Origin of the sequence: Spirochaeta thermophila DSM 6192 (assembly GCF_000147075.1) — a bacterium.
GTDB classification, from domain to species: Bacteria; Spirochaetota; Spirochaetia; order Winmispirales; family Winmispiraceae; genus Winmispira; species Winmispira thermophila_A.
Window position 1 is genome coordinate 679,590 of sequence record NC_014484.1, and the last position, 20,929, is coordinate 700,518.

A 20,929-nucleotide genomic window follows, 5' to 3' on the forward strand; every position below is an offset into this window, starting at 1 on the left:
TAGGCATTCTGTTATGGAAGAGAAGGTACGAGACACAGACAAGCCTCCGGAACGGAGGCGAAGACGGATCCCTGCCGCACGGGCCCGCTGTCTTGGGCCGCTCTCGGATCTGGAATCCCACGTAGCTCCTGACTGGTGGTCCAGGATCTTCAACTCCTACTACATGAAAACCGACGGCGATGTGGTGGATGATCTTGCCATCACCAGAAGAGAAGTGGACCTCTTCACCTCGGTGCTCGACCTCAGAGAGGATGAGGCGGTGCTCGATCTGTGTTGCGGGCAGGGGCGTCACTCGCTCGAGCTCGCTCGGAGGGGTTTCACCAAGGTGGAAGGACTCGACAGGTCCCACTACCTCATCCAGAGGGCGAAGGCCCAGGCGGCAAAGGAGGGGATTCCGGTGAGGTTCCGAGAAGGGGATGCGAGGAAGCTCCCCCATCCCCCGGACCAGTTCGATGTGGTGATGATCCTGGGCAACAGCTTCGGGTACTTCGAGACCAGCAAGGACGATCTTCTTGTCCTGAAGGAGGTGGCGCGTGTCCTCAAACCGTGGGGGCGGGTGCTCCTCGATCTGGCCGATGGGGACTTCCTCAGAGCGCACTATGTGCCCCGTTCCTGGGAGTGGATCGATCCGAAGCACTTCGTGTGCAGGGAGCGGGCCCTCTCGGCTGATCGGCAGAGGCTCATCTCACGGGAGGTGATCGTCCATACCGAGAAGGGGGTGGAGGTGGATCAGTTCTATGCCGAGAGGCTCTACACGCCCGAGCTCATACGATCTCTCCTCGAGGAGGCGGGGTTCCAGGAGGTGTCCTTCCACGGGACTCTCACCCCCGACTCGGCACGGGGGCAGGACCTCGGGATGATGGAGCGGCGCATCCTGGTGAGTGCGAGGATACGGAAGGAGTGGACACCTGTAAAACCGAAAAAGAAGAACGTGTCCACTCAGGTGGCGGTGGTGATGGGCGACCCCTCGAAGCCCGATCCCCTCAAACCCTTCATGGTCTTCGATGACGACGACTTCTACACCATCGACCGTCTCAAGGCTGCGCTCAAAGAGTGTACGGGCTACTCCTTCACCTATCTTTCTCGCCACGAGACCCTCATACAGGATCTCATGAGGCTCAAGGGCAAGATCGATTACGTGTTCAATCTGTGTGACGAGGGGTTCTTCAACGATCCGAGGAAGGAGCTGCACGTGCCGGCGCTCCTCGAGATGCTCGGTATCCCCTATACCGGCGCCACACCTCAGGGGCTCGCCTTCTGTTACGACAAGTCGCTCGTACGGGGGGTGGCGAAGGAGATGGGTGTGCCCGTGCCTCGTGCCTTCTTCATAGATCCCACGTCGATCGTCTTCGAGGTGCCGTTCGGTTTTCCCATGATCGTGAAGCCTAACCTCGGAGATTCCAGTTTCGGGATCACGCAGAAGAGCGTGGTGTGGTCGCTCGATGAGCTTTCCGCCTGCATCTCCGAGATCAGGGATACGTTCGGCTACGAGAAGCCGGTACTTGTGGAGGAGTTCCTCACGGGGAAGGATCTGACGGTGGGGATCATCGGCAATCCGCCGGACGATTACATGGTGCTCCCCATAGTGGAGGAGGACTACTCCGCACTCCCGCCGGAGCTTCCTCGGATCTGCGGGTACGAGGCGAAATGGCTCCCCGACTCTCCCTACTGGAAGGCCCTCCAGTCGATTCCCGCAGGGCTTCCCGAGGCGACGGAGAAGTCCATCGTGGAGTGGTGTGTCCGTCTTTTCGAGCGACTGGAGTGTCGGGACTACGCCCGGTTCGACTGGAGATGCGACGCGGATGGGAATCCGTATCTTCTGGAGGTGAACCCCAACCCCGGCTGGTGTTGGGACGGGCACCTCGCAAAGATGGCGCGTCTCGCCGGTATGGAGTATCCCCAGATGCTGCAGGCCATCCTGAAGGCGGCCGAGAGGCGTTTGGGGATACGGTAGCGCAAGGGCTGGTCCCCGTTCGTTGACAGATTTCCCATGCCGTACTAGGGTGAGGGTATGAGACAGCATGCGGCGAATCTGCTCACTGTGGTGAGGATTGGCCTCGCACCGGTGTTCTTTGTGCTCTTTCTTCTCGTGCCCGAATGGGTACCCACCTCTCCGTGGCTCGCCCTGGGGCTCGTGTGGGTCTTGTATCTGGTGATGGAGTTCTCCGATCTCTTCGATGGTATGGTGGCCCGTTCTACCGGCACGGTCTCCGACCTCGGGAAGGTTCTCGACCCGTTCGCCGATGTGGTGGCGCGCCTCACCTATTTCCTGTGCTTCGTGGAGGCGGGGATCATGCCGGCGTGGGTGTTCCTGCTCGTGCTCTACAGGGAGCTCGCGATGACCTTCCTTCGGATGATGCTCGCGCGGAAGGGGATCGCCCTCGGGGCGAAGACGGGGGGGAAGGTGAAGACGGTGCTCTACGCGGTGGCCACGTTTTTGGGGCTCGTGCGTTACTCAGTCGGAGGGGTGATCCCTGAGAGCCCCCTCGTTCCTGTGTTGGGGCTCGTCTTCTTTGTCGTGCTTGGGGCGGGAGTGGTGGCGGCGTATATTTCCTTTCTGGAGTATGTGAGGGCTGGCTGGGAGCAGCTCCGTTCCTGAGGGAGCCCTTCCGACGCCATGCCTCACTCTTCTTGAAGCCGAAGGATGAGTTTTCCCGGTAGCGCTCTCTCCTTGCTGATTCGATCAAGCAGTGAAGGGGCCTCCTTGAGGGAGTACTCTCCGACGAAGAGTGGGGTGGGATCGATCTTTCCTTCAGCGAACCATGAGACGACTTCGGGGAATCTCCGGTTGTTGAGTCTGCTTCCCAGGATGGAGAGCTCCTTGCGGATGATCTCAGACTGGCGGACGGGGGTGGGGACAGAAGAAAAGCCCAGGAGAACGATACGGGCTCCCGGTGCACAGCTCCTGACGATGGACTCGAAGAGCGAGGGCGCTCCCACGGCGTCCACCACGGCCGTGGGTCCCTCTCCTCCGGTGTATGCGAGGACTGCATCTGCGAGGTCTCTTCCTTCGGTGTTGATGGTCTCTTCGGCGCCCATGCGTCTCGCTCTCTCGAGCGCAGGTTCCGAGATGTCGCAGATGATGGTTCGCGCCCCAGTGAGCCGTATCGCCTGGAGCGTGAGGGTTCCTATGATTCCCGCTCCTATGATGAGCACGGTATCGTCTGGGGTCACTTGGAGTCTGTGTCTCACGTTCGCGGCGATGGAGTAGGGTTCGATGAAGACTGCTTCATTCCATGTGAGATGTTCGGGGATAGGATACACGTTCGCGGCCGGCACCACGAGGTAGGGGGCGAAGCTTCCGTCTCGGTGCACGCCTACCACCTGAAGGTCGCAGCAGACATTGGGGTGGCCCATCCTGCAGGCGATACACTTCCCACAGCTTATCACCGGATCCACGACCACCTTTGTGCCCGGCGGAGGGGCGTCCCTCACTTCGCTTCCCCAAGAGACGATTTCCCCTGCGAGTTCGTGCCCTGGTATACGGGGGTAGGAGACGAAGGGATTCGAGCCCTCGTAGATATGAAGGTCGGAGCCGCAGATCCCTGCCCGATGTACCCGGATGAGGACTTCGTGCCGTGCAGGATGGGGGATCGGACGTTCTTCCAGAACCGCCCGATGGGGGGCGTTGATGATCAGGACCCGCATAAGGTGGTTCATGGCTTTTCCTTTCATGTGCTTATATCCTTTCCATTTCCTTTTGGTTCCTCAGGTGAAGACCAAGTATGGCCTCTTGAAGGGATCTGGTGCTGTGTTCTGTTGTCATCGTGTGGTGGGCTCGTGCTCTACCTTGCATTCCCCCTCATCTGCTTGACGTACTCTGCGGCTTGGCGTCCGAGCATGCGGGCGGCTTTCTTCTGGGCCTCGCCTGGCGCCTCTACGGCCACGGCGCCGTAGTGTGCCGTGACGCCGGGTGCCGAGTAGTCGGGAAGCCCGAAGACGAGGAATCCGTAGTTCATGAGGGCGCTGAGGATGGAGAAGAGGGTGGCCTCGTTGCCGCCGCCGAGCCCGCCCGAGGTGGTGAAGGCGGCCCCTATCTTGCCCTTGGCCTTGCCCCAGGCCGCATCCACGTGCTGGTCGAAGAATCGTTTGAGCTTCCACGACATCCCGCCGCAGTAGGTGGGCGAGCCCACGATGAGGCCGTCCGAGGAGAGGATGGCGGCCGCGTCGGCCTGGTCCACGTGGGTGAGGACGGCTTCCACCCCTCCTTCCCGCACGCCTTCTGCGACTTCTTCTGCGAGTGCCCTGGTGTTGCCGGTCTCCGAGTCGTAGATGATGGTGATCTTCGGCATAGCTCCCTCCTCGTGTCTCTTCGAGTGCGCAGAGGCTCTTCTCTTGAATGAAGATACCAGGTGGGGAGGCTACCGTCCACCGGGGGAGGAGACGATGAAGGTGAAGCCGAATCCCGCGGTGGTCATGGGGAAGGGGCCTTCCTCCACCTCCTGGGTGTCGGAGAAGGTGTTGGTCACGAGGTGGAGTCGGAGCCCGCCTGCTGGTGAGGGGAGGAGGATGCCCGTCTCGAAGCGGGCGGCGTAGCCGGTGGTGTCGGGGAAGAGGAGGAGGTCGTTCCATGTCTCGAGGTAGGGGTGGATGAGGGGGTGGAGGGGAAGGGTGAGGAGGAGGCCGGCCCTTAAGTAGGCGTCTTCCCTGAACTCGGGGAGGCCGTGGGCCTGCCAGTAGTCGAAGAGGTCGACGTAGGCGGCCCTGAGGGAGGGGATGATGGTGAGCCAGGGGAGGGGGGAGAGGGGTGGGGTGGTGATGAGGAGGCCGAGCCTGTCGGTGGCGGGGTCGGTGAGGTGCAGGTCGTCGCGGATGCGCCAGCGGAGGGGGTGGAAGCTCATGCGGGAGTACTCGGCGGCGAGGACGAGGGGGGAGAGGCGTACGCCCAGGAGGGCGCCGTACTGGTACTGGACGGCGTTCATCCACCACTCCATGACCGAGGCGGGCTCGTCGCCGGGGGCAAGGGGGCCGACGACGAGGATGGAGTCGAAGTAGATGCGGAGGGCGATGAGGTTCCGCCAGGCGAGGGGGGTGGCGGCGCCCGAGATGCCGATGTGGAAGCTGTCGGTGGGGCTCTCCTTGAGGGTGTAGGTCTCGTACCAGAGGCGGAGGGTGCCGTGCGGGAGGAGGGGGGAGGTGTAGGTGTCGGGGAAGGGGTGGATGGTGAGGATGGATTGGGGGAAGTCGCGGGCGGTGAGGGGTATGGTGAGGAGGAAGAGGAGGAGGATGCGTCTGAGGGTCATGGGAGGATCCTCCTAAGGAAGGGTAGCGCAGGGTGGGGGAGGTGGGGAAGGGGGCTACGGGAGGGGTGCCTACGGGGAAGAGGGTAGGGGGGCGGTGAGGGGCGAGGCCTGTGGGTATGCGCAGCCTATGAGGAGGAGCCTCCGCCTGCTCCGGGGGTGGGGAGCTCCGCCTCGTCCTGGTGGTGCTGGTGGAACTGCCAGTAGAGGCCTTTTCGGCGCATGAGTTCCTCGTGGGTGCCCTGTTCCACGATGCGTCCTTCCCTGATGACGAGGATGAGGTCGGCCTCGCGCACGGTGCTGAGCCGGTGGGCGATGACGAAGCTGGTGCGGCCCTTCATGAGGGTGCGGAGGGCCTTCTGGAGGTGTCGTTCGGTGCGGGTGTCCACGCTGCTGGTGGCCTCGTCGAGTATGAGGACGGCGGGGTCGGTGAGCACGGCGCGGGCGATGGTGAGGAGCTGCCGCTGGCCTTCGCTCAGGCTGCTTCCCCTGTCGGTGAGGAGGGTGTCGTAACCCTGGGGCAGGTGTTGGATGAAGTGGTGTGCCTCGGCGATGCGGGCGGCTTCCTCCACTTCCTCGTCGGTGGCATCGGGTCGTCCGTACCGGATGTTCTCCCGTATGGTGTCGGTGAAGAGGTGGGTGTCCTGGAGGACCATGCCCATGTGGCTCCTGAGGGAGGCCCTGGTGATAGTGCGGGTGTCCTTTCCGTCGAGCAGGATGCGGCCTTCCTGGGGGTCGTAGAAGCGCATGAGGAGGTTCACGAGGGTGGTCTTGCCTGCGCCGGTGGGGCCGACGATGGCGATGAGGCTTCCGGATGGTGCGTCGAGGGTGATGTCGCGGAGCACGGGGCGGGCGGGGTCATAGCCGAAGGTGAGGTGCTCGATGGTGAGGTGGCCGGAGGTGGTGGTGAGGGGTCGGGCTTCAGGGATGTCGCGCTCTTCCTCTACGTCGAGGAGCTGGAAGATGCGTTCGGCGCCTGCGAGGGCGCTCTGGATGAGGGTGAACTGGTTGGAGATCTCGTTGATGGGGCGCGAGAACTGGCGGGCATAGGTGAGGAAGGCGGCGACCACGCCCACCGAGAGGTGTCCTTCGAGGGCGAGGTATCCGCCTGCGAGGGCAATTATGGGGAAGGAGAGGCCGTTGAGGGCGTTCATGATGGGGGGGAGGATGCTCGAGACCACCATGGCCCGGTAGGCGGTGGCGGTGAATCGTTCGTTGGTGGTGGTGAAGTCCTCGAGGAAGCGCCGCTCCCTGCCGAAGGCCTTGAGTTCGCGGAGGCCGCCTGCGGTCTCTTCGACCATCGCGTTGAGGGTGCCGAGGAGGTGCTGCTGGTTCCGGAAGGCCTCGCGGCTCATCCGGGCGAGGGTGCGGGTGGTGAGGACGGCGAGGGGGATGATGAGGGCGGTGAGGAGGGTGAGGAGGGGGGAGAGGGCGAGCATCATGGCGAGGGAGCCGACGAGGAGGAGGATGTTGGAGGCGAGCTGGGTGAGGGTCTGGCTGAGGGTGGTCTCCAGGGTGGCCACGTCGTTGGTGAGGCGGCTCATGAGGTCGCCGTGGGGGGTGCGGTCGAGGTAGGGGATGGGAAGGCGCTGGAGGTGGGAGAAGAGGTCGGTGCGGAGGCGGTGGAGGGTGCCCTGGGTGACGGTGATGAGGGCGCGCACCTGGATCCAGGTGAGGCCGGTGGAGGCGAGGTAGAGGGCGGCCATGGTGAGGACGGCGGAAAGGAGGGCGGACAGGTTGACCGCGCCGGGACCGGATGCCATGGCGTTGACCGCGGTCTTGAGGTAGAGGGGGGCGGCGAGGCTCGCGACGGTGGTGGCGAGTACGGCGAGGAGGGCCACGAGGAGGGGGGTGCGGTAGGGGCGGAGGTAGCGCCACAGGCGGGTGAGGATGGGGAGGATGCGGGTGGGGCGGGGGGCGTCGAGGGGGGCCTGGTGGCGGAAGGGTCCGGTGGGGCTACGCATGGAGGGCTCCTTCTATCTGGGTCTCGTAGAGTTCCCGGTAGAGGGGACACTGTTCGAGGAGGAGGGGATGGGGGCCGGCGCCTGCGAGGCGGCCGTCGTCCAGCACGAGGATGAGGTCGCAGGTGGTGATGGCGCTCATGCGCTGCGAGATGAGGAGGGTGGTGACGGGGAGGGTGCGGAGGGAGGAGAGGAGGCGGGACTCGGTGGCGGCGTCGAGGGCACTCGTGGCGTCGTCGAGGATGAGGAGGGAGGCGGGGCGCACGAGAGCACGGGCGATGGCGAGTCGCTGGCGTTGGCCGCCTGAGAGGTTGGTACCCCCCTGCTCGATGCGGGCCTCGAGCACGCCAGGGAGCCGGGAGACGAACTCCCACGCCTGCGCCTTCTTGAGGGCTTCGATCATCTGCTCCTCTGTTGCTCCGGGGAAGCCCCACCTCAGGTTGTCCGCCACCGTGCCGCGGAAGAGCACCGGCTTCTGGAAGACCACGGCGATCCGGGCCCGCAATTCCTCGAGGGAGAGGGCCTGAATGTCCTCACCGTCGAGGAGCACGCGTCCTCCCGAGGGCTCAGTCATCCGGAGGAGGGCCATCACCAGGGTGGTCTTGCCTGCACCTGTGGGGCCTATGACCCCTATGCGGGTGCCCGCCGGGGCCTCGAAGGAGATATCCGAGAGGGCTGGTGTGCCGTCGTAGGCCACCGAGAGGTCTTCCACCACGAGGGATGCGGGGGACCTGGAAGGAAGGATCTGCACAGACTCCAGGCTGAGGGACTCCTCGGGTGCCTCGATGAGCTCGGAGAGTCTGAGGAGCGAGGCCTGGGCACGGGAGAGTCCCATGAAGAAGAAACCTATCATCATGAGGGCGAAGAGGATCTGGAGGAGGTAGTTGGTGAGGGCGATGATGGTCCCCACCTGTACGGTACCCTCCTGCACGAGGAAGCCCCCGGCCCACAGCACTGCCACGATGGAGAGGTTCATGATGAGGAAGACGAGGGGAAAGGCGAGCCCCATGAGACTGGAGGCCTTTGTCATCACCTCCTTCAGCCTGTCGTTCACCTTCCCGAACCGTCCCTCTTCGTAGTCTGTCCTCACGAAGGCCCGCACCACCCGCACGCCTTCGAGGTTTTCTCGCACCACGGTGTTGAGCCTGTCCATCTCCCCCTGGGCTTCCACGAAGAGCGGGATACCCTTCCGTATGAGGAAGATGAGGATGCCGGCAAGGAGGGGGAGGGAGGCGAGCATGATGAGGGTGAGCCGTGGGCTCAGCAGGAACGACATGACGAGTCCGCCAAGGGCGAGGAGCGGGGCCCTGATCATCATCCGGAGGAGCATGTGCACGATGGTCTGTACCTGGACGATGTCCCCGGTGAGGCGGGTGATGAGGGTGCCGGCACCGAACCGGGACTCCTCCTTGAGGGAGAGCCGCAAGACCTTGTGGTAGAGGAGATCCCGAAGGTCGCGGGCGGTGCGGGTGGCAGCCGCGCTCGCGGTGATGGTGCAGCCGATCCCGCCAGCCACACCTATGAGCACGATCCCGAAGAGGATGAGCCCGAGGCGCACGATGGCCCCCATGTCACTGGGGATGATGCCCTCATCGACGACCCGGCCCATGAGGGCCGGCTGGGCGAGGTTCACGGCCACCTCGGTCCCCATGAAGAGGAGGGAGCCGAGGGCGAAGTACCAGTACCTGGCGATGTAGCGGGCGAGCAACTTCATGAAGGGCTACTCCTTGTGGTGGATCCCGAAGGTGCGGGAGAGGTGGTCGGCGATCCTCCGGAAGATGGCCGTACAGGCCTCCTGCTCCTCGGGGGTGAGCACCGAGAACATGGTGCGGTGGAAGGACCCGATCTTTTCCTTGAGCCGCTCCACCTTTATCCGGCCGTCCGGGGTGAGAGAGACGAGGATGCGACGTCTGTCGTGGGGGTCTCTCGCGCGTGTGATGAGGCCGGCCTGCTCCATGCGGCGGAGCATCACCGTGGCGCTCGCCGGGGTGATGCCCAGGGCCTCGGCGATCCCCTTCTGATCGGTGTGGGGGTGATGGAAGAGGTGGAAGAGGATGCCCGGCTGTCCGGGATAGACTCCCTCTTCTGCGAGGAGACTCCGGAACACCTTCCGTTTGAGGAACATGAGGTCTTCGAAGGCCGAGGACAGTTCTTCGATCATGGGTTACCCTGGAGCCGATAGTTAGATATCTAAACAATAGTGAAACCATGCGATCCTGTCAACTACGCCCTGTTGACAGGGGCCGGGTGTGCCGCTACTATAGTATCGAAATCCGATAACGGAACACGATACCAACATGGACACCGAGCGGATCGTGCGGTCGTTTTTCGCAGGGTTCATCAAGCTCCACATCCTCCACCACGCCTCACAGGGGCCCATCTACGGGCTCGCGATGATACGCGAGCTGAAAAGGCACGGCTACGAGCTGAGTCCCGGTTCCCTCTATCCTGCCCTCCACGGCCTCGAGGCCGAGGGGTTCCTCTCCTCAGAGGAGCGGCTGGTGGACGGGAGGAGGCGGAGGTACTACGTCATCACCGAGGAGGGGAGGAGGGTGCTCGAGATGGCCCGTCACCGCATCGGAGAGCTCGTCCGTGAGGTGCTCCATGGAGAATGACCGGAGGTGCGTCTATGAACGGGATCTCGAGACCTGAGGATGACGCCGTGCGGAAAAAGGCCTTTGCCTTCATCGTGCTCTTTGGGGTGGTGAGCCTCCTCGCCGACATGACCTACGAAGGGGCCCGCAGCCTCGTGGGCCAGTTCATGCAGGTGCTCGGTGCCTCGGCCGCGGCCGTGGGGCTTGCGGTGGGGGCGGGCGAGTTCCTGGGGTACGCGATCCGCCTCTTTTCCGGGAAGCTCGCCGACAGGACCCGGCGCTACTGGACCGTGGCCATCGCTGGCTATGCCGTCCAGCTGGGGGCCATCCCCCTCCTCGCCCTTGTGGGCCGCTGGGAACTCGCGGTCCTGCTCATCTTCGCCGAGCGTCTGGGCAAGGGCCTGCGCAACCCCTCCCGCGACGCCCTCCTCTCCTACGCCGCCTCGCGCACCGGCCGCGGCCTCGGCTTCGGCCTGCACGAGGCCATGGATCAGATCGGCGCCTTCCTCGGGCCCGCCCTCCTCTCCCTCCTCTTCCTCCTCACCGGTACGCGCGGTGCCGGCTCCGAGGCGACCTACCGACTCGGTTTCGCCCTCCTGGGTATCCCCGCCGTGCTCGCCGTGCTCGCCGTGCTTGCCGCACGCTTCCTCTTCCCCCGGCCCTCGGACCTGGAGGCATCCTCCCACGCACCGCACCTGGGACGGACCACCTTCTCTCCCGCCTATGGGTGGTACCTCGCCTCCGCCGCCCTCCTCGCCGCCGGCGTGGCGGACTTTCCGCTCGTGGCCTTCCACCTTGGGAGGGCCGGCGCCCTCCCCGAGCCCCTCATCCCCGCGCTCTACGCGGGCGCCATGGCCGTGGATGCCGGCGCCGCCCTCCTGGTGGGCGTGCTCTACGACAGGATCGGCTTCGCCGTCCTCCCTGTGATGTGGACCCTGGAAGTCTTCACCGCCCCGCTCCTCTTCCTGGGCGGCCCCGCCGCCGTGGTGGCCGGCATGGCCCTCTGGGGCATCAGCATGGGCACCCAGGAGTCGGTCATGCGCGCGGTCATCGCCGACCTCGTGCCGCACGACCGCAGGGCCACGGCCTACGGCCTGTTCCACACCGTCTTCGGCGGGGCGTGGTTTGCCGGAAGCGCCCTCATGGGCCTGCTCTACGACAGGGCGCCGGCCTACCTGGTGGTCTTTTCCGTCACCGTGCAGGTCCTCTCCGTGATGGCCCTCCTCATCGCCTGGCGCGTGCACCGAAGGGAGCATGCCTCGTAGCGGGCCGCGACATCGCCTCCCACGGCCCATGGGGGACCGTGCCCAGAGGAGAGTGTAACATGTGTTACACCTAAATCCGACTTTTTTTGTCGTAATTGTGGACTCCTCCCCCGCCCCGAGGTATCATAGAGGTAGCCTTAAGATGAGGAGGACCAGAGATGGCGGAGCCGGTGAACCTCGACCTTTCCGTGCAGGAGGGGGCCATCGTGAGCAAGACCCTCCTGGAGCGCCCGTCCGGGAGCCTCACGCTCTTCGCCTTTTCCAGGGGGCAGCGCCTCTCCCCCCACAGCGCCCCCTACGACGCCTACATCGTGCTCCTCGAGGGGAGCCTCGAGGTGACCATAGGCGAGGAGCGTGCCGCACTCACCGCCGGAAGCGGCATCCTCATGCCCGCGGGGGTGCTCCATGCCCTCGAGGCCGTCGAGGATGCCCGGTTCCTCCTCGTGATGCTCAGGGCCTGAACGGCCCGAGATGAGGCACACGATGAACCTCTCATCAGCACGAAACGGAGGAACACCATGACACTCACGCCCCACACGAAGATCTCCGAGATCCTCGCCGCGCATCCCGATATGGCCGACTCGCTCGCAGGCGTGGCCCCCGAGTTCTCCCTCCTCAAGAACCCCATCGCCCGGGCCACCCTCGCCAAGGTCGCCACCGTGGAGAAGGCCGCCGCCATGGCAAAGATCCCCGTGGAGGACCTCCTCTCCCGCATCGCCTCGCTTCTCAGGGAGCGGGGGGTGGAGGTGGAGCTCGTAGCGAAGCCCACACGAGAGGAGCGCGTGCACATCCTCAAGGAGCTCATCATGGACCTGCACAGAGGAGCCCCCTTCGACGAGGTGAAGCGCAGGTTCTCCGAGCTCGTGAAGGACGTGGATGCCCCCGAGATCGCCGAGATGGAGCAACAGCTCATCGCAGAAGGTCTACCCGTGGAAGAGGTGCAGCGGCTCTGCGACGTGCACGTACAGGTCTTCAGGGAGGCACTGGAGGAGCGCGAGCGGCCCACGGTCCCGCCCGGCCACCCCGTGCACACCTTCATGGAAGAGGACTCCCACGCCGCTTCCCTCCTCGAACAGGTCGAAAAGGCCATGGAGGAAGGACCTGCGTGGGAGAGGATCGTCCCCCTCCTGGAAGAACTCTCCCGCATCGACCTCCACTACCTGCGCAAGGAGCACCAGCTCTTCCCGAGGCTCGAGGAACATGGGGTGACCGGTCCCTCACAGGTGATGTGGGCCATCCACGACCAGATCAGGGCCGGCATCAAGGAACTTGTCAGGCTCGCCTCATCACGCGACGCCGAGCGGTTCGCATCCCTCTTCAGGGAGGTGGCCACCGCCGTCCGGGAGATGATCTACAAGGAGGAGCGGATCCTCTTCCCCCTCGCCCTTGAGACGCTCTCCGAGGAGGAGTGGCGGAAGGTGAGGGAAGGGGAAGAGGAGATCGGCTACGCCTGGGTGAGCCCGCCTCCTCCTCTCCCCGAGACCGCCTCTCCCGGTGAGGCCGCACGACCCGCGGCGGTCCCCGCTCCCGAGGGGATGCGCCCCGCCTCCGAGCTTCCCGCCCTCCTCGGCACCTCGGTGCTCTTCCCCTTCAGCACCGGGCAGCTCACCGTGGAGCAGGCCGATCTCATCCTCAGGCACCTCCCCGTGGACATCTCGTTCGTCGACGAGCACGACAAGGTCCGCTACTACACCGACACACCGCACAGGATCTTCCCCCGAAGCCCCGGGGTGATAGGCCGGGACGTGCGCAACTGCCACCCCCCCAAGAGCGTCCACATCGTGGAGAAGATCCTCACCGCGTTCAAAGAGGGCAAGAAGGACGTGGCGGAGTTCTGGATCCAGATGAAGGGCAGGTTCATCCACATCAGGTACTTCGCCCTCCGCGACGGGCAGGGACGGTACCGGGGCTGCCTCGAGGTCTCGCAGGACGTCACCGAGATACGACGGCTCGAGGGGGAGAAGCGCCTCCTCGACTGGGAGGACTAGGGGAGCCCATGGGGTAAGGGAGCGCCTCTCCTCCTGGTCCGCCCGCTCCCCCCTCGGTGGTGGTGGCCGTGCAGGGCGTGGGTGAGGGAGGGGCGGGGCTCGGGATGGAGGACCGGCACCCCCAGGAGGGGGTCCCTCCTCCGCACGAGGTGCACCCCCGCCGGCACGAGGAGTCCGCACTCCACCGTGGCGAGCACCGGGTTGCCGTGGGGAAGCACGTGCCCGCCGGCGAGCTCTCCCGAGGCGAGGCAGACCACCAGGTGGAGGTGCACCTCCGGCTCTCCCTCCTCGTTCCGGCAGAGGAAGCCTCCCCCTCCCACGATCTCGACCGGTCCCTCATGTTCGATCGGATCGCTGAAGAGAATGCGCCCCTCCTCCCTCCCCACGGGGAGCACCAGCCGCAGCCGCTCGAGACTCCCCAGGACAGGGCTTATGAGGGCCTCCCGGATGTGGGCCGCCGAGGCGGCTTCCATGAGGGCAGGCACCAGGTCCTCCCCCGGCGCTGCCCGCACCACCAGTGCCTTACGGATGACCGCCTCCGCATGTTCCATACGTCCCCCCTTACTGTGAAGTATAGTAGATATCTTGCGGTCCTGCACATCTTCGTGGGACAGAGCCAGCCCCTTCCCCCAAGGGATGGTGAGTCCCTCTGAGGGAGGCGGGGGAACGGGCCGTGAAACCGTCGCACACCCTCTCCCAGGGTTCCCCGGAAGATGACCGCTGGCCCTTGTGAACTCCGGGACATACATGTGGCATACTTTTTCCTTGACAACTGTTGTCTGACGTCATATAATGGGGGTATACCACACATGGGAGGGGATCATGAAACGATACGCCGTCCTCGTTCCTGTGCTGGTGCTTCTCATGAGCTGTGCGACCACTTCTCAGTCAGGGGAGGAACCTGCCCCTGCTTCCCATACGATCACCATCAAGGTGGTCAATGCCTTCGCGCCGCAGAACATCATGAGCCTCACGGCCGACAGGTTCAAAGAGGTCCTCGAACGAAAGGGTGGGGGGAGGTTCATCGTCCAGATCCTCGATGTGGAACGGACCGAAGAGAAGGCCAACGAGCTGTGCAGCTCCGGAGCTGCCCATCTCCAGTTCACAGGTGGGTATCCGCTCCAGGTCTTCGCTCCCGAGTACTCCTTTTTCAACGCCCCCTATGTGATGAAGGATTTCGCCCACTTCACACGGGTCTGGAATGGTCCACTTGGCGAGGCAGCTAGAAAAATGGTTGCAGAGAAAGGGAATATGCTCTGGATAGGGAACGTCTACCGTGGGTTCCGTCAGACCACCGCCAACAAGCCCATCTACTCGGTTGACGAGGTGCAGGGGCTCAGGTTGAGGCTTCCTGGAGTGCAGACGTGGGTCACGGTGTGGAAGGCCATGGGAGCCGATCCTGTGACCGTCCCGCTCAGCGGGCTCTACGATTCCCTCAAGACGGGGAAGGCCGAGGCATCCGAAGGCGACATCCCGCAGATCCACAGCTACAAGCTCTACGAGGTCCAGAAGTACCTCATCATCACCAACCACCTGGTCCAGACGGGCGGCGTGCTCGTCAACAAGCCCTTCTACGAGTCGCTCTCCGAGGCCGACAGAAAGGCTGTGTGGGATGCGGCCGTCGAGGCCATTGAGTGGGCCACCAACAAGGTGATGAGCGAGGAGGGGATGCTCCTCATGGATCTCCAGAAGAAGGGGATGCAGGTGATCATTCCCGATGCGGCCTCCTTCAGGGAGAAGGGCAAGACAGCGGTGGAGGAACTCTTCCGTACGCTCTGGTCGGTGACCACCTGGGAGGAGGTGCTCTCCCAGTGAATGTTCATACCAAGGAGTAGAAGAGATGACGAAGTGGCATCCTGAGGAGATCGCGGAAAAGCTGGGACGGGTGAGAGCCCTCATGGAGGAAAAGGGGCTTGACGCCGTCTACCTCAAACGGCAGACGAACTTCTCCTGGATCACAGGGGGAGGTCGGAATGTGGTGGGGATCACCCTCGAACTCGGCGTGGCGGGAATCCTCGTGACTCCTACCCGGTGTCATGCGGTGTGCAACAACATCGAGTCCCCCCGGATGAGAGAGGAGGAGCGACTCGAGGAAAAGGGATTCGAGGTCCACGACTTCCTCTGGTACGAAGACAGGGAGGTCGAGATCGTGCGGAAACTCGCTGGAGGGGGAAGACTGGGTGCCGATCATCCCTTCCCCGGTGCACAGGACATCTCGGCCGAGGTGAAGCGGCTCAGATATGCCCTCACCCCCTGGGAAGTGGAGCGCTACAGGGAGGTGGGCTACCTCACCTCCCTCGCGATCGAGGAGACCGCGAGGGAGGTGCGTCCGGGCGACAAGGAGTGCGCCATCGTGGGTAGGCTCGCCCACAAGCTGTGGGCACACGGGCTCGACTATGTGACCATCTTCGTGGCCGCCGACGAGAGGATCAGCGCCTACCGACACCCCATCTCCACCGAGAAAGAGGTGAAGAGGCGGGCCATGCTCTGTGTGAATGCGAGGAAGTACGGGCTCGTGGTCTCGCTCACCAGGTTCGTGAACTTCGGACCCATTCCTGAGGACTGGTACCGCCAGTACTTGGACAACGTGAGGATTGACTGCACGTTCATGGCCGCCACCCGTCCGGGGGTCCCGGTGGTCGAGGCCTTCACAAAGGGGATCGAGGCCTACAAGGCCCTTGGGTATCCGGAGGAGTACAAGCTCCACCACCAGGGAGGAGCCATCGGCTATGAGGGAAGGGACTACAAGGTCACCTTCACCACCCAGGAAGTGGTGCAGACGAATCAGGCCTTCACCTGGAACCCTTCCATCACTGGGACCAAGAGCGAGGATACCATGTTGGCCACCCCCGATGGGCCGCAGCTTCTCAGCAAACCGATACTGTTTCCCTCCATCTCTCTGGAGGTGGATGGGATACGATTTGAGCGGCCGGGTGTACTGGAGATGCCCGGCTGAGCGCCTCGAGGCGCACACTACATAACCAGGAGGCATGGTATGAGATGGCGAGGTCTGACATTCATTCTGTTGTGCATGCTCGTCGGCGGCGTGCTCTGGGCTGAGGGACAGAAGGAAGAGGAGTCGTACCCCTCTCGCCCCATTGAGATCATGGTGCCGTGGAGCGTGGGAGGAGCCACCGACGTGGTGTTCAGGACGTTCCAGATGGTACTCCCCAAGTACCTCCCGGTACCGGTCATCATCGTGAACAGACCGGGTGGGGGTGCCGTGCCCGGATACACCGAGGCACTCGGCAAGAAGCCCGACGGCTACTACTTCGTGGCGTGGGCCACTCCTTCCATCACCAAGATCCACATGAGTAAGACCCCCTACGATGTGGATTCCTTCGAACCGGTGATCAACCTGGTGAATGCCCCGTGCTGGCTCCTCGTCCCCGCGGATTCCCCCTATCAGAACCTCAAGGACTTCGTGGAGGATGCCAAGAAGCGGCCCGGTCAGATCAACGTGGCGAACGCAGGAGCGGGAGGCGGCACGCACCTCATCATGCTCGCGTTCGAGCGGACGGCGGGCGTCAAGGTGAATCACGTGCCCCATGCGGGAGGTGGCCCGGCTGTCACCGCGGCGGTGGGTGGCCACGTCGATGCGGTGATCTGCAGCCCACCCGAGGGGGTTCCCCAGCTCCAGGGCGGGCAGCTCAGGTGCCTGGCGGTCTTCTCGGCCGAGAGGCTTCCCCAGTTCCCCGACTATCCGACCGCCCGTGAGCAGGGGATAGACTTCACCCTCGGACAGTGGCGGGGCCTGGCCGCCATAAAGGGTACCGATCCAGAGAAGATCAAGATCATACACGATGCCTTCAAGGCCGCCATGGAGGATCCCGACTTCAAGGTGCTCGCGGAGAAGGCCGGAATCATCACCGACTACAAGGGAACCGAGGAGTTCAAGAAGTTCGTGCAGGAACAGAGCGAGCTCTACAAGCAGATCATCATCGAGAACAAGCTGGGTGACAGGTATCAATGAGAGAGGAGTGCCGCCTCCGTGTGAGGCGGCACTGCCGTTCATGTTTATTCTATAGAAAGGAACGTGGTCTATGGTCGACCTTGTGTGGGGTATGGCGGTCTTCCTGTTCGCAGTGATCCTCGTAGCGGCGACGTTCGGATTTCCCGAGACCCAGATAGCCCTTTCGCCCGCGGTCTTTCCCAGGGTGATCGGGGGGGTCCTCATGGTCCTCTCCATCCTCCTCGCGGTGAGGGGAGGGCTGCAGCTCAGAAACGGAAAACCGGGGAAAGGTGCCTCGGATGAGCGGGCAGTATGGATGAGGCTCGTCCTCCTGGTGGTGGCTTCGATCGGGTATGTCTTCTCCCTCGGCTTCGTCGGCTTCGTCGGCGCGGGGATCCCCTACATGGCGGTGGTCTTCCTCATCTTCGGTGAACGACGGCCGTTGCTGGTGGGGCTCCTCTCCTTCGGCATACCCCTGGTGATCTACTCGGTCTTCAGGCTCGGATTCCAGGTCCCCCTCCCACGGGGAGTGCTCTGGTGAACGACGAGGAGTAAAGGACATGGACTTTGTACAAGGAATGCTCTACGTATTCACGCCGCTTCACTTCGTCTATCTCTTCATTGGAGTCGCCGGCGGTATCGTGGTGGGTGCCCTCCCGGGTATCACCGGATCGGTGGGGATCATCCTCCTGCTTCCCTTCCTCTTCTACCTCGAACCTGCGAGCGCCCTTCTCATGCTCAGCGGGATGTTCTGTGGTGCCATCTATGGGGGGTCCATCCCCGCGATCCTCATCTCCACGCCGGGTACTCCTTCCTCCGCGGCCACGGTGCTCGATGGATACCCCATGGCGCAGCGCGGGGAGGCCGGGAGGGCCCTGGGGATCGCCACCATCGCCTCGGCCACCGGGGGAATCGTCTCCACCCTCTGCATGATACTCATCGCTCCTCAACTGGCGAGGGTGGCGCTCGCCTTCGGACCCGAGGAGTACTTCGCCCTCATGATATTCGCCCTCACCATCATCGCCTCGGTCTCCACCGGCATGATCCTGAAGGGCCTCATCTCCGGGTTCCTGGGGCTCCTGATCGCCTGCGTGGGGATCGATGAGCTCACAGGGTATGCCCGGTTTTCTTTCGGGATACCACAACTCATGGCGGGCTTCCCGATGCTCGCGGTGCTCATAGGGCTCTTCGCCATATCGCAGGTCTTCGTCGAGCTCAAGAACATAGGCAAGGAGCTCCCCCGGTACCACCAGAGGATAGAGCGGGTCATCCCTCCTCTCCGTGAACTGGGACGGCTCATGAAGGTGATCGTCCCCTTCTCGTTCCTCGGCACGTTCATCGGGATCATACCCGGTACGGGGGGGACGATCGCCTCCTTCCTCGCCTACAACGAGGCCAGACGATTCTCGAAGAACCCGGATGGCTTCGGGAAAGGGGTGCCCGAAGGGATCGCGGCGCCGGAGGCGGCCAACAACGGCACCACGGGAGGGGCCATGGTGCCGCTCCTCACGCTGGGTGTTCCCGGCGACGTGATCACTGGGGTGATGCTCGGCGCCCTCATCCTCATAGGGGTGAGGCCGGGGCCGCTCCTCTTCAAAGAAGATCCGCAGCTCATCTCCTCGCTCTTCGTGGGGTTCTTCGCGGCCCAGCTACTCATACTGGTGCTCGGTCTGGTGGGCGCCCGTCTCTTCCCCCTCATCCTCAGAATACGGGTGTCCCACCTTTTTCCCGTCATCCTCATGCTGTGCCTCGTGGGGGCCTTCTCCCTCAACAACAGCCTCTATGACGTGGGGGTGGCCCTGGCGTTCGGGGTGGTGGGCTACTTCATGAGGAAGGCGTCCTTTCCCGTGGCGCCCATGGTCCTTGGTGTGATCCTGGGCCCTCTCGCGGAGCGGGAGTTGGGCAAGGCCCTCATCATCTCCCACGGCGACTGGAGTACCCTCGTGAGGTCTCCCATCGCGGTGGCCTTCTATGGGCTGGCGGTTCTCTCCATAGGGTATGCCCTGTGGAGGTCGAGAGGCCATGTTCACACCTCTCGTCTTTGAGGTACATTGAGTCTACCATGAGATCACTATGAGATCAGGGAGGATGGTATGAGCTATGGGATAGGGATCGTGGGTACAGGTGGTATTGCGGACAAGCACGCACTCGCCGTAGGGCAGGTCGAGGGTGCGAAGCTCGTGGCGGTGATGAGCCGCTCGGAAGAGCGCGCGAAGGCGTTTGCCGAACGGCACGGGTGCAGGGCGTATACCAGTATGTCGGAGTTCCTCGACGATCCTGAACTGGATATCGTCTCCATCTGTACCCCCTCGGGGTACCACATGGAGCCGGCGCTCGAGGCCATAGCGGCGGGGAAACACCTGGTGGTGGAGAAGCCCCTCGAGATCACCCTGGAACGATGCGACGCCATCATCGAAGCTGCGGCCCAAAAGGGTGTGAAGGTGATGGGGATCTTCCAGTCGCGGTTTTACGACGCCTCGAGGGTGCTCAAGGATGCGGTGGAGAAGGGCAGGTTCGGAAGACTGGTGCTGGGGGATGCGTACGTGAAGTGGTACAGGTCCCAGGAGTACTACGACAGGGGTGAGTGGAAGGGGACGTGGCGTTTCGACGGGGGAGGGGCCCTCATGGTGCAGGCGATCCACGCGATCGACCTCCTGCAGTGGTACATGGGCAGAGTAAAGACGGTGCAGGCCTACGCCGCGATACTCGGGCATGAGCGGATAGAGGTGGAAGACACGGCGGTCGCCGCCCTCGAATTCGAGAACGGAGCCCTCGGGGTGATCGAGGGGTCCACCGCGGTGTATCCGGGTTTCCTCAAGCGGATCGAGATCTCCGGCACCGCGGGCTCCGCCGTCATGGAGGAAGAGGATTTCAAGGCCTGGACGTTTGCGAAGGAGATCCCGGAGGACGAGGAGATCCGCCGGCGCTTCTCAGGTGCCACACGGACACAGGGTGGTGCCGCTGATCCGGGGGCGATCAGCCTCGAGGGGCATGTGCGGCAGTTCCAGGCCTTCGTGGATGCCATGAAAGAGGGAAGAGAACCCCCCGTGGATGGCTACGAGGCGCGCAAGGCGGTGGCGATCATCCTCGCGATCTACGAGAGCGCGAAGACCGGCCGGAAGGTGAAGGTGGACTACTGAGTCTCCTCCCGGCTGGGGAAGGAGTGGGGAATGGTCTTCGCCCACTGTTTTCTCTGGGTTCTTCTGTAGCTCTTTTCGAGGTGGTGTTTCATGGCCTGGCCGGCCTTTTCCCCGTGGCCCTCGCGGATGTGGGAGAGGATGTCCCTGTGTTCCTCGAGGGCCTCTCTGTGTTCCTCGAGGGTGCGGGGTGCCTCTCCGTAGATCTTCCTAATCGCGTCGGTGATGAGGGGCACCAGGCGCATGATCACGGGGTTCCGGGTGGCCTCGGCGAGGCTCCGGTGGAACTCCATCTCGGGCACGAGACCGATCTGGCCGTCACGGATCTCCTGCTCCATCCGGGCGAGGATCTCCTCAATGCGTGCAATATCTTCAGGCGTGCGCCGCTCCGCGGCGAGCTTCGCTACCGGCGGCTCCACGATGAGCCTCACCTCGATGAGGGCGAGCTGGAGGTTCTCGTCCATGAGGAACTCGAGCCCCAGTGGGTCTTCCTGGAGTCCGGGGGTCCGGGAGACGTAGGTGCCCTTCCCCCGGACGATCTCTATGATGTTCTGTGAGACGAGGGTCTTTATCGCCTCCCTGATGGTGGGGCGGCTCACGCCGAAGAGCTGCGCGAGCTCGATCTCGTTGGGAAGTTTTTCTCCGGGGTTGAGCTTTTTCCGGCGGATGAGGTCCTTGATATGATCCGCTATCTCCCGTGAGAGGTGGGTCTTCGCGTTCACCCGTCTGTACATGCATCCTCCACTGGTATGGTAGAACCTCTCGAAGGCATGATCAAGGAGGGGGAGCGTC

20 protein-coding genes are annotated in these 20,929 nt (G+C 63.6%); 12 read left to right on the plus strand and 8 right to left on the minus strand.

What is annotated here, in order from left to right:
• Positions 1-13: 13 nt before the first annotated feature.
• Positions 14-1,954, plus strand: coding sequence for a methyltransferase domain-containing protein (locus tag STHERM_RS02965; RefSeq protein ID WP_013313400.1), 1,941 nt, complete (start codon positions 14-16; stop codon positions 1,952-1,954).
• A gap of 57 nt (positions 1,955-2,011) precedes the next feature.
• A complete protein-coding gene (gene pgsA / locus STHERM_RS02970) occupies positions 2,012-2,599 on the plus strand; it encodes a CDP-diacylglycerol--glycerol-3-phosphate 3-phosphatidyltransferase (protein ID WP_013313401.1) in 588 nt (195 codons plus the stop codon).
• Positions 2,600-2,622: 23 nt separating this feature from the next.
• Here pgsA and STHERM_RS02975 read toward each other — a convergent pair whose 3' ends face one another.
• The 6 genes from STHERM_RS02975 to STHERM_RS03000 form a co-directional block, all read right to left on the minus strand.
• The gene (locus STHERM_RS02975) at positions 2,623-3,660 is read right to left on the minus strand and encodes a zinc-binding alcohol dehydrogenase family protein (protein WP_148223854.1); all 1,038 of its coding nucleotides are present in this window, start codon (positions 3,658-3,660) and stop codon (positions 2,623-2,625) included.
• 125 nt (positions 3,661-3,785) lie between these two features.
• Positions 3,786-4,292, minus strand: a complete 507-nt coding sequence (locus STHERM_RS02980) for a flavodoxin family protein (protein ID WP_013313403.1) — start codon at positions 4,290-4,292, stop codon at positions 3,786-3,788.
• 69 nt (positions 4,293-4,361) lie between these two features.
• On the minus strand, positions 4,362-5,243 hold the full coding sequence (locus STHERM_RS02985; protein ID WP_013313404.1) for a hypothetical protein: 882 nt from the start codon (positions 5,241-5,243) through the stop codon (positions 4,362-4,364).
• Between the two features lie 125 nt (positions 5,244-5,368).
• Positions 5,369-7,204, minus strand: coding sequence for an ABC transporter ATP-binding protein (locus STHERM_RS02990; RefSeq protein WP_013313405.1), 1,836 nt, complete (start codon positions 7,202-7,204; stop codon positions 5,369-5,371).
• Positions 7,197-8,915, minus strand: a complete 1,719-nt coding sequence (locus STHERM_RS02995) for an ABC transporter ATP-binding protein (protein WP_013313406.1) — start codon at positions 8,913-8,915, stop codon at positions 7,197-7,199. Before STHERM_RS02995 ends, STHERM_RS02990 begins: the two co-directional genes overlap by 8 nt.
• Before the next feature lie 6 nt (positions 8,916-8,921).
• Positions 8,922-9,362: a MarR family winged helix-turn-helix transcriptional regulator gene (locus STHERM_RS03000; RefSeq protein ID WP_013313407.1), complete on the minus strand. Its 441-nt coding sequence runs from the start codon at positions 9,360-9,362 to the stop codon at positions 8,922-8,924.
• Positions 9,363-9,498: 136 nt separating this feature from the next.
• Here STHERM_RS03000 and STHERM_RS03005 point away from each other — a divergent pair, with 136 nt between their 5' ends.
• The 4 genes from STHERM_RS03005 to STHERM_RS03020 all read left to right on the plus strand — a co-directional run bounded on the left by STHERM_RS03005 (position 9,499) and on the right by STHERM_RS03020 (position 13,048).
• The gene (locus STHERM_RS03005; RefSeq protein WP_013313408.1) at positions 9,499-9,816 is read left to right on the plus strand and encodes a PadR family transcriptional regulator; all 318 of its coding nucleotides are present in this window, start codon (positions 9,499-9,501) and stop codon (positions 9,814-9,816) included.
• Positions 9,817-9,830: 14 nt separating this feature from the next.
• Entirely contained in the window at positions 9,831-11,060 is a 1,230-nt protein-coding gene (locus STHERM_RS03010; RefSeq protein ID WP_013313409.1) for an MFS transporter, read from the plus strand.
• Positions 11,061-11,218: 158 nt separating this feature from the next.
• Positions 11,219-11,521, plus strand: coding sequence for a cupin domain-containing protein (locus tag STHERM_RS03015; RefSeq protein ID WP_013313410.1), 303 nt, complete (start codon positions 11,219-11,221; stop codon positions 11,519-11,521).
• 57 nt (positions 11,522-11,578) lie between these two features.
• Positions 11,579-13,048: a DUF438 domain-containing protein gene (locus tag STHERM_RS03020; RefSeq protein ID WP_013313411.1), complete on the plus strand. Its 1,470-nt coding sequence runs from the start codon at positions 11,579-11,581 to the stop codon at positions 13,046-13,048.
• Here STHERM_RS03020 and STHERM_RS12630 read toward each other — a convergent pair.
• The gene (locus STHERM_RS12630) at positions 13,045-13,599 is read right to left on the minus strand and encodes a PCC domain-containing protein (protein ID WP_013313412.1); all 555 of its coding nucleotides are present in this window, start codon (positions 13,597-13,599) and stop codon (positions 13,045-13,047) included. The genes STHERM_RS03020 and STHERM_RS12630 overlap by 4 nt on opposite strands.
• A 271-nt stretch (positions 13,600-13,870) precedes the next feature.
• Between STHERM_RS12630 and STHERM_RS03030 the strand changes: the two genes are divergently transcribed.
• The 6 genes from STHERM_RS03030 to STHERM_RS03055 all read left to right on the plus strand — a co-directional run bounded on the left by STHERM_RS03030 (position 13,871) and on the right by STHERM_RS03055 (position 20,140).
• Positions 13,871-14,863, plus strand: coding sequence for a TRAP transporter substrate-binding protein (locus STHERM_RS03030; protein WP_013313413.1), 993 nt, complete (start codon positions 13,871-13,873; stop codon positions 14,861-14,863).
• 25 nt (positions 14,864-14,888) lie between these two features.
• On the plus strand, positions 14,889-16,004 hold the full coding sequence (locus STHERM_RS03035; protein ID WP_013313414.1) for a M24 family metallopeptidase: 1,116 nt from the start codon (positions 14,889-14,891) through the stop codon (positions 16,002-16,004).
• 39 nt (positions 16,005-16,043) lie between these two features.
• Complete coding sequence (locus tag STHERM_RS03040) at positions 16,044-17,021, plus strand: tripartite tricarboxylate transporter substrate binding protein (RefSeq protein WP_013313415.1); 978 nt, start codon at positions 16,044-16,046, stop codon at positions 17,019-17,021.
• A 70-nt stretch (positions 17,022-17,091) separates the two neighbouring features.
• Positions 17,092-17,541: a tripartite tricarboxylate transporter TctB family protein gene (locus tag STHERM_RS03045; RefSeq protein WP_013313416.1), complete on the plus strand. Its 450-nt coding sequence runs from the start codon at positions 17,092-17,094 to the stop codon at positions 17,539-17,541.
• A 19-nt stretch (positions 17,542-17,560) separates the two neighbouring features.
• On the plus strand, positions 17,561-19,045 hold the full coding sequence (locus STHERM_RS03050; protein ID WP_013313417.1) for a tripartite tricarboxylate transporter permease: 1,485 nt from the start codon (positions 17,561-17,563) through the stop codon (positions 19,043-19,045).
• Positions 19,046-19,093: 48 nt separating this feature from the next.
• Positions 19,094-20,140, plus strand: coding sequence for a Gfo/Idh/MocA family protein (locus tag STHERM_RS03055; protein WP_013313418.1), 1,047 nt, complete (start codon positions 19,094-19,096; stop codon positions 20,138-20,140).
• Here the strand turns inward: STHERM_RS03055 and STHERM_RS03060 are convergent.
• Complete coding sequence (locus STHERM_RS03060; RefSeq protein WP_013313419.1) at positions 20,134-20,871, minus strand: FadR/GntR family transcriptional regulator; 738 nt, start codon at positions 20,869-20,871, stop codon at positions 20,134-20,136. The genes STHERM_RS03055 and STHERM_RS03060 overlap by 7 nt on opposite strands.
• Between the last annotated feature and the right edge of the window lie 58 nt (positions 20,872-20,929).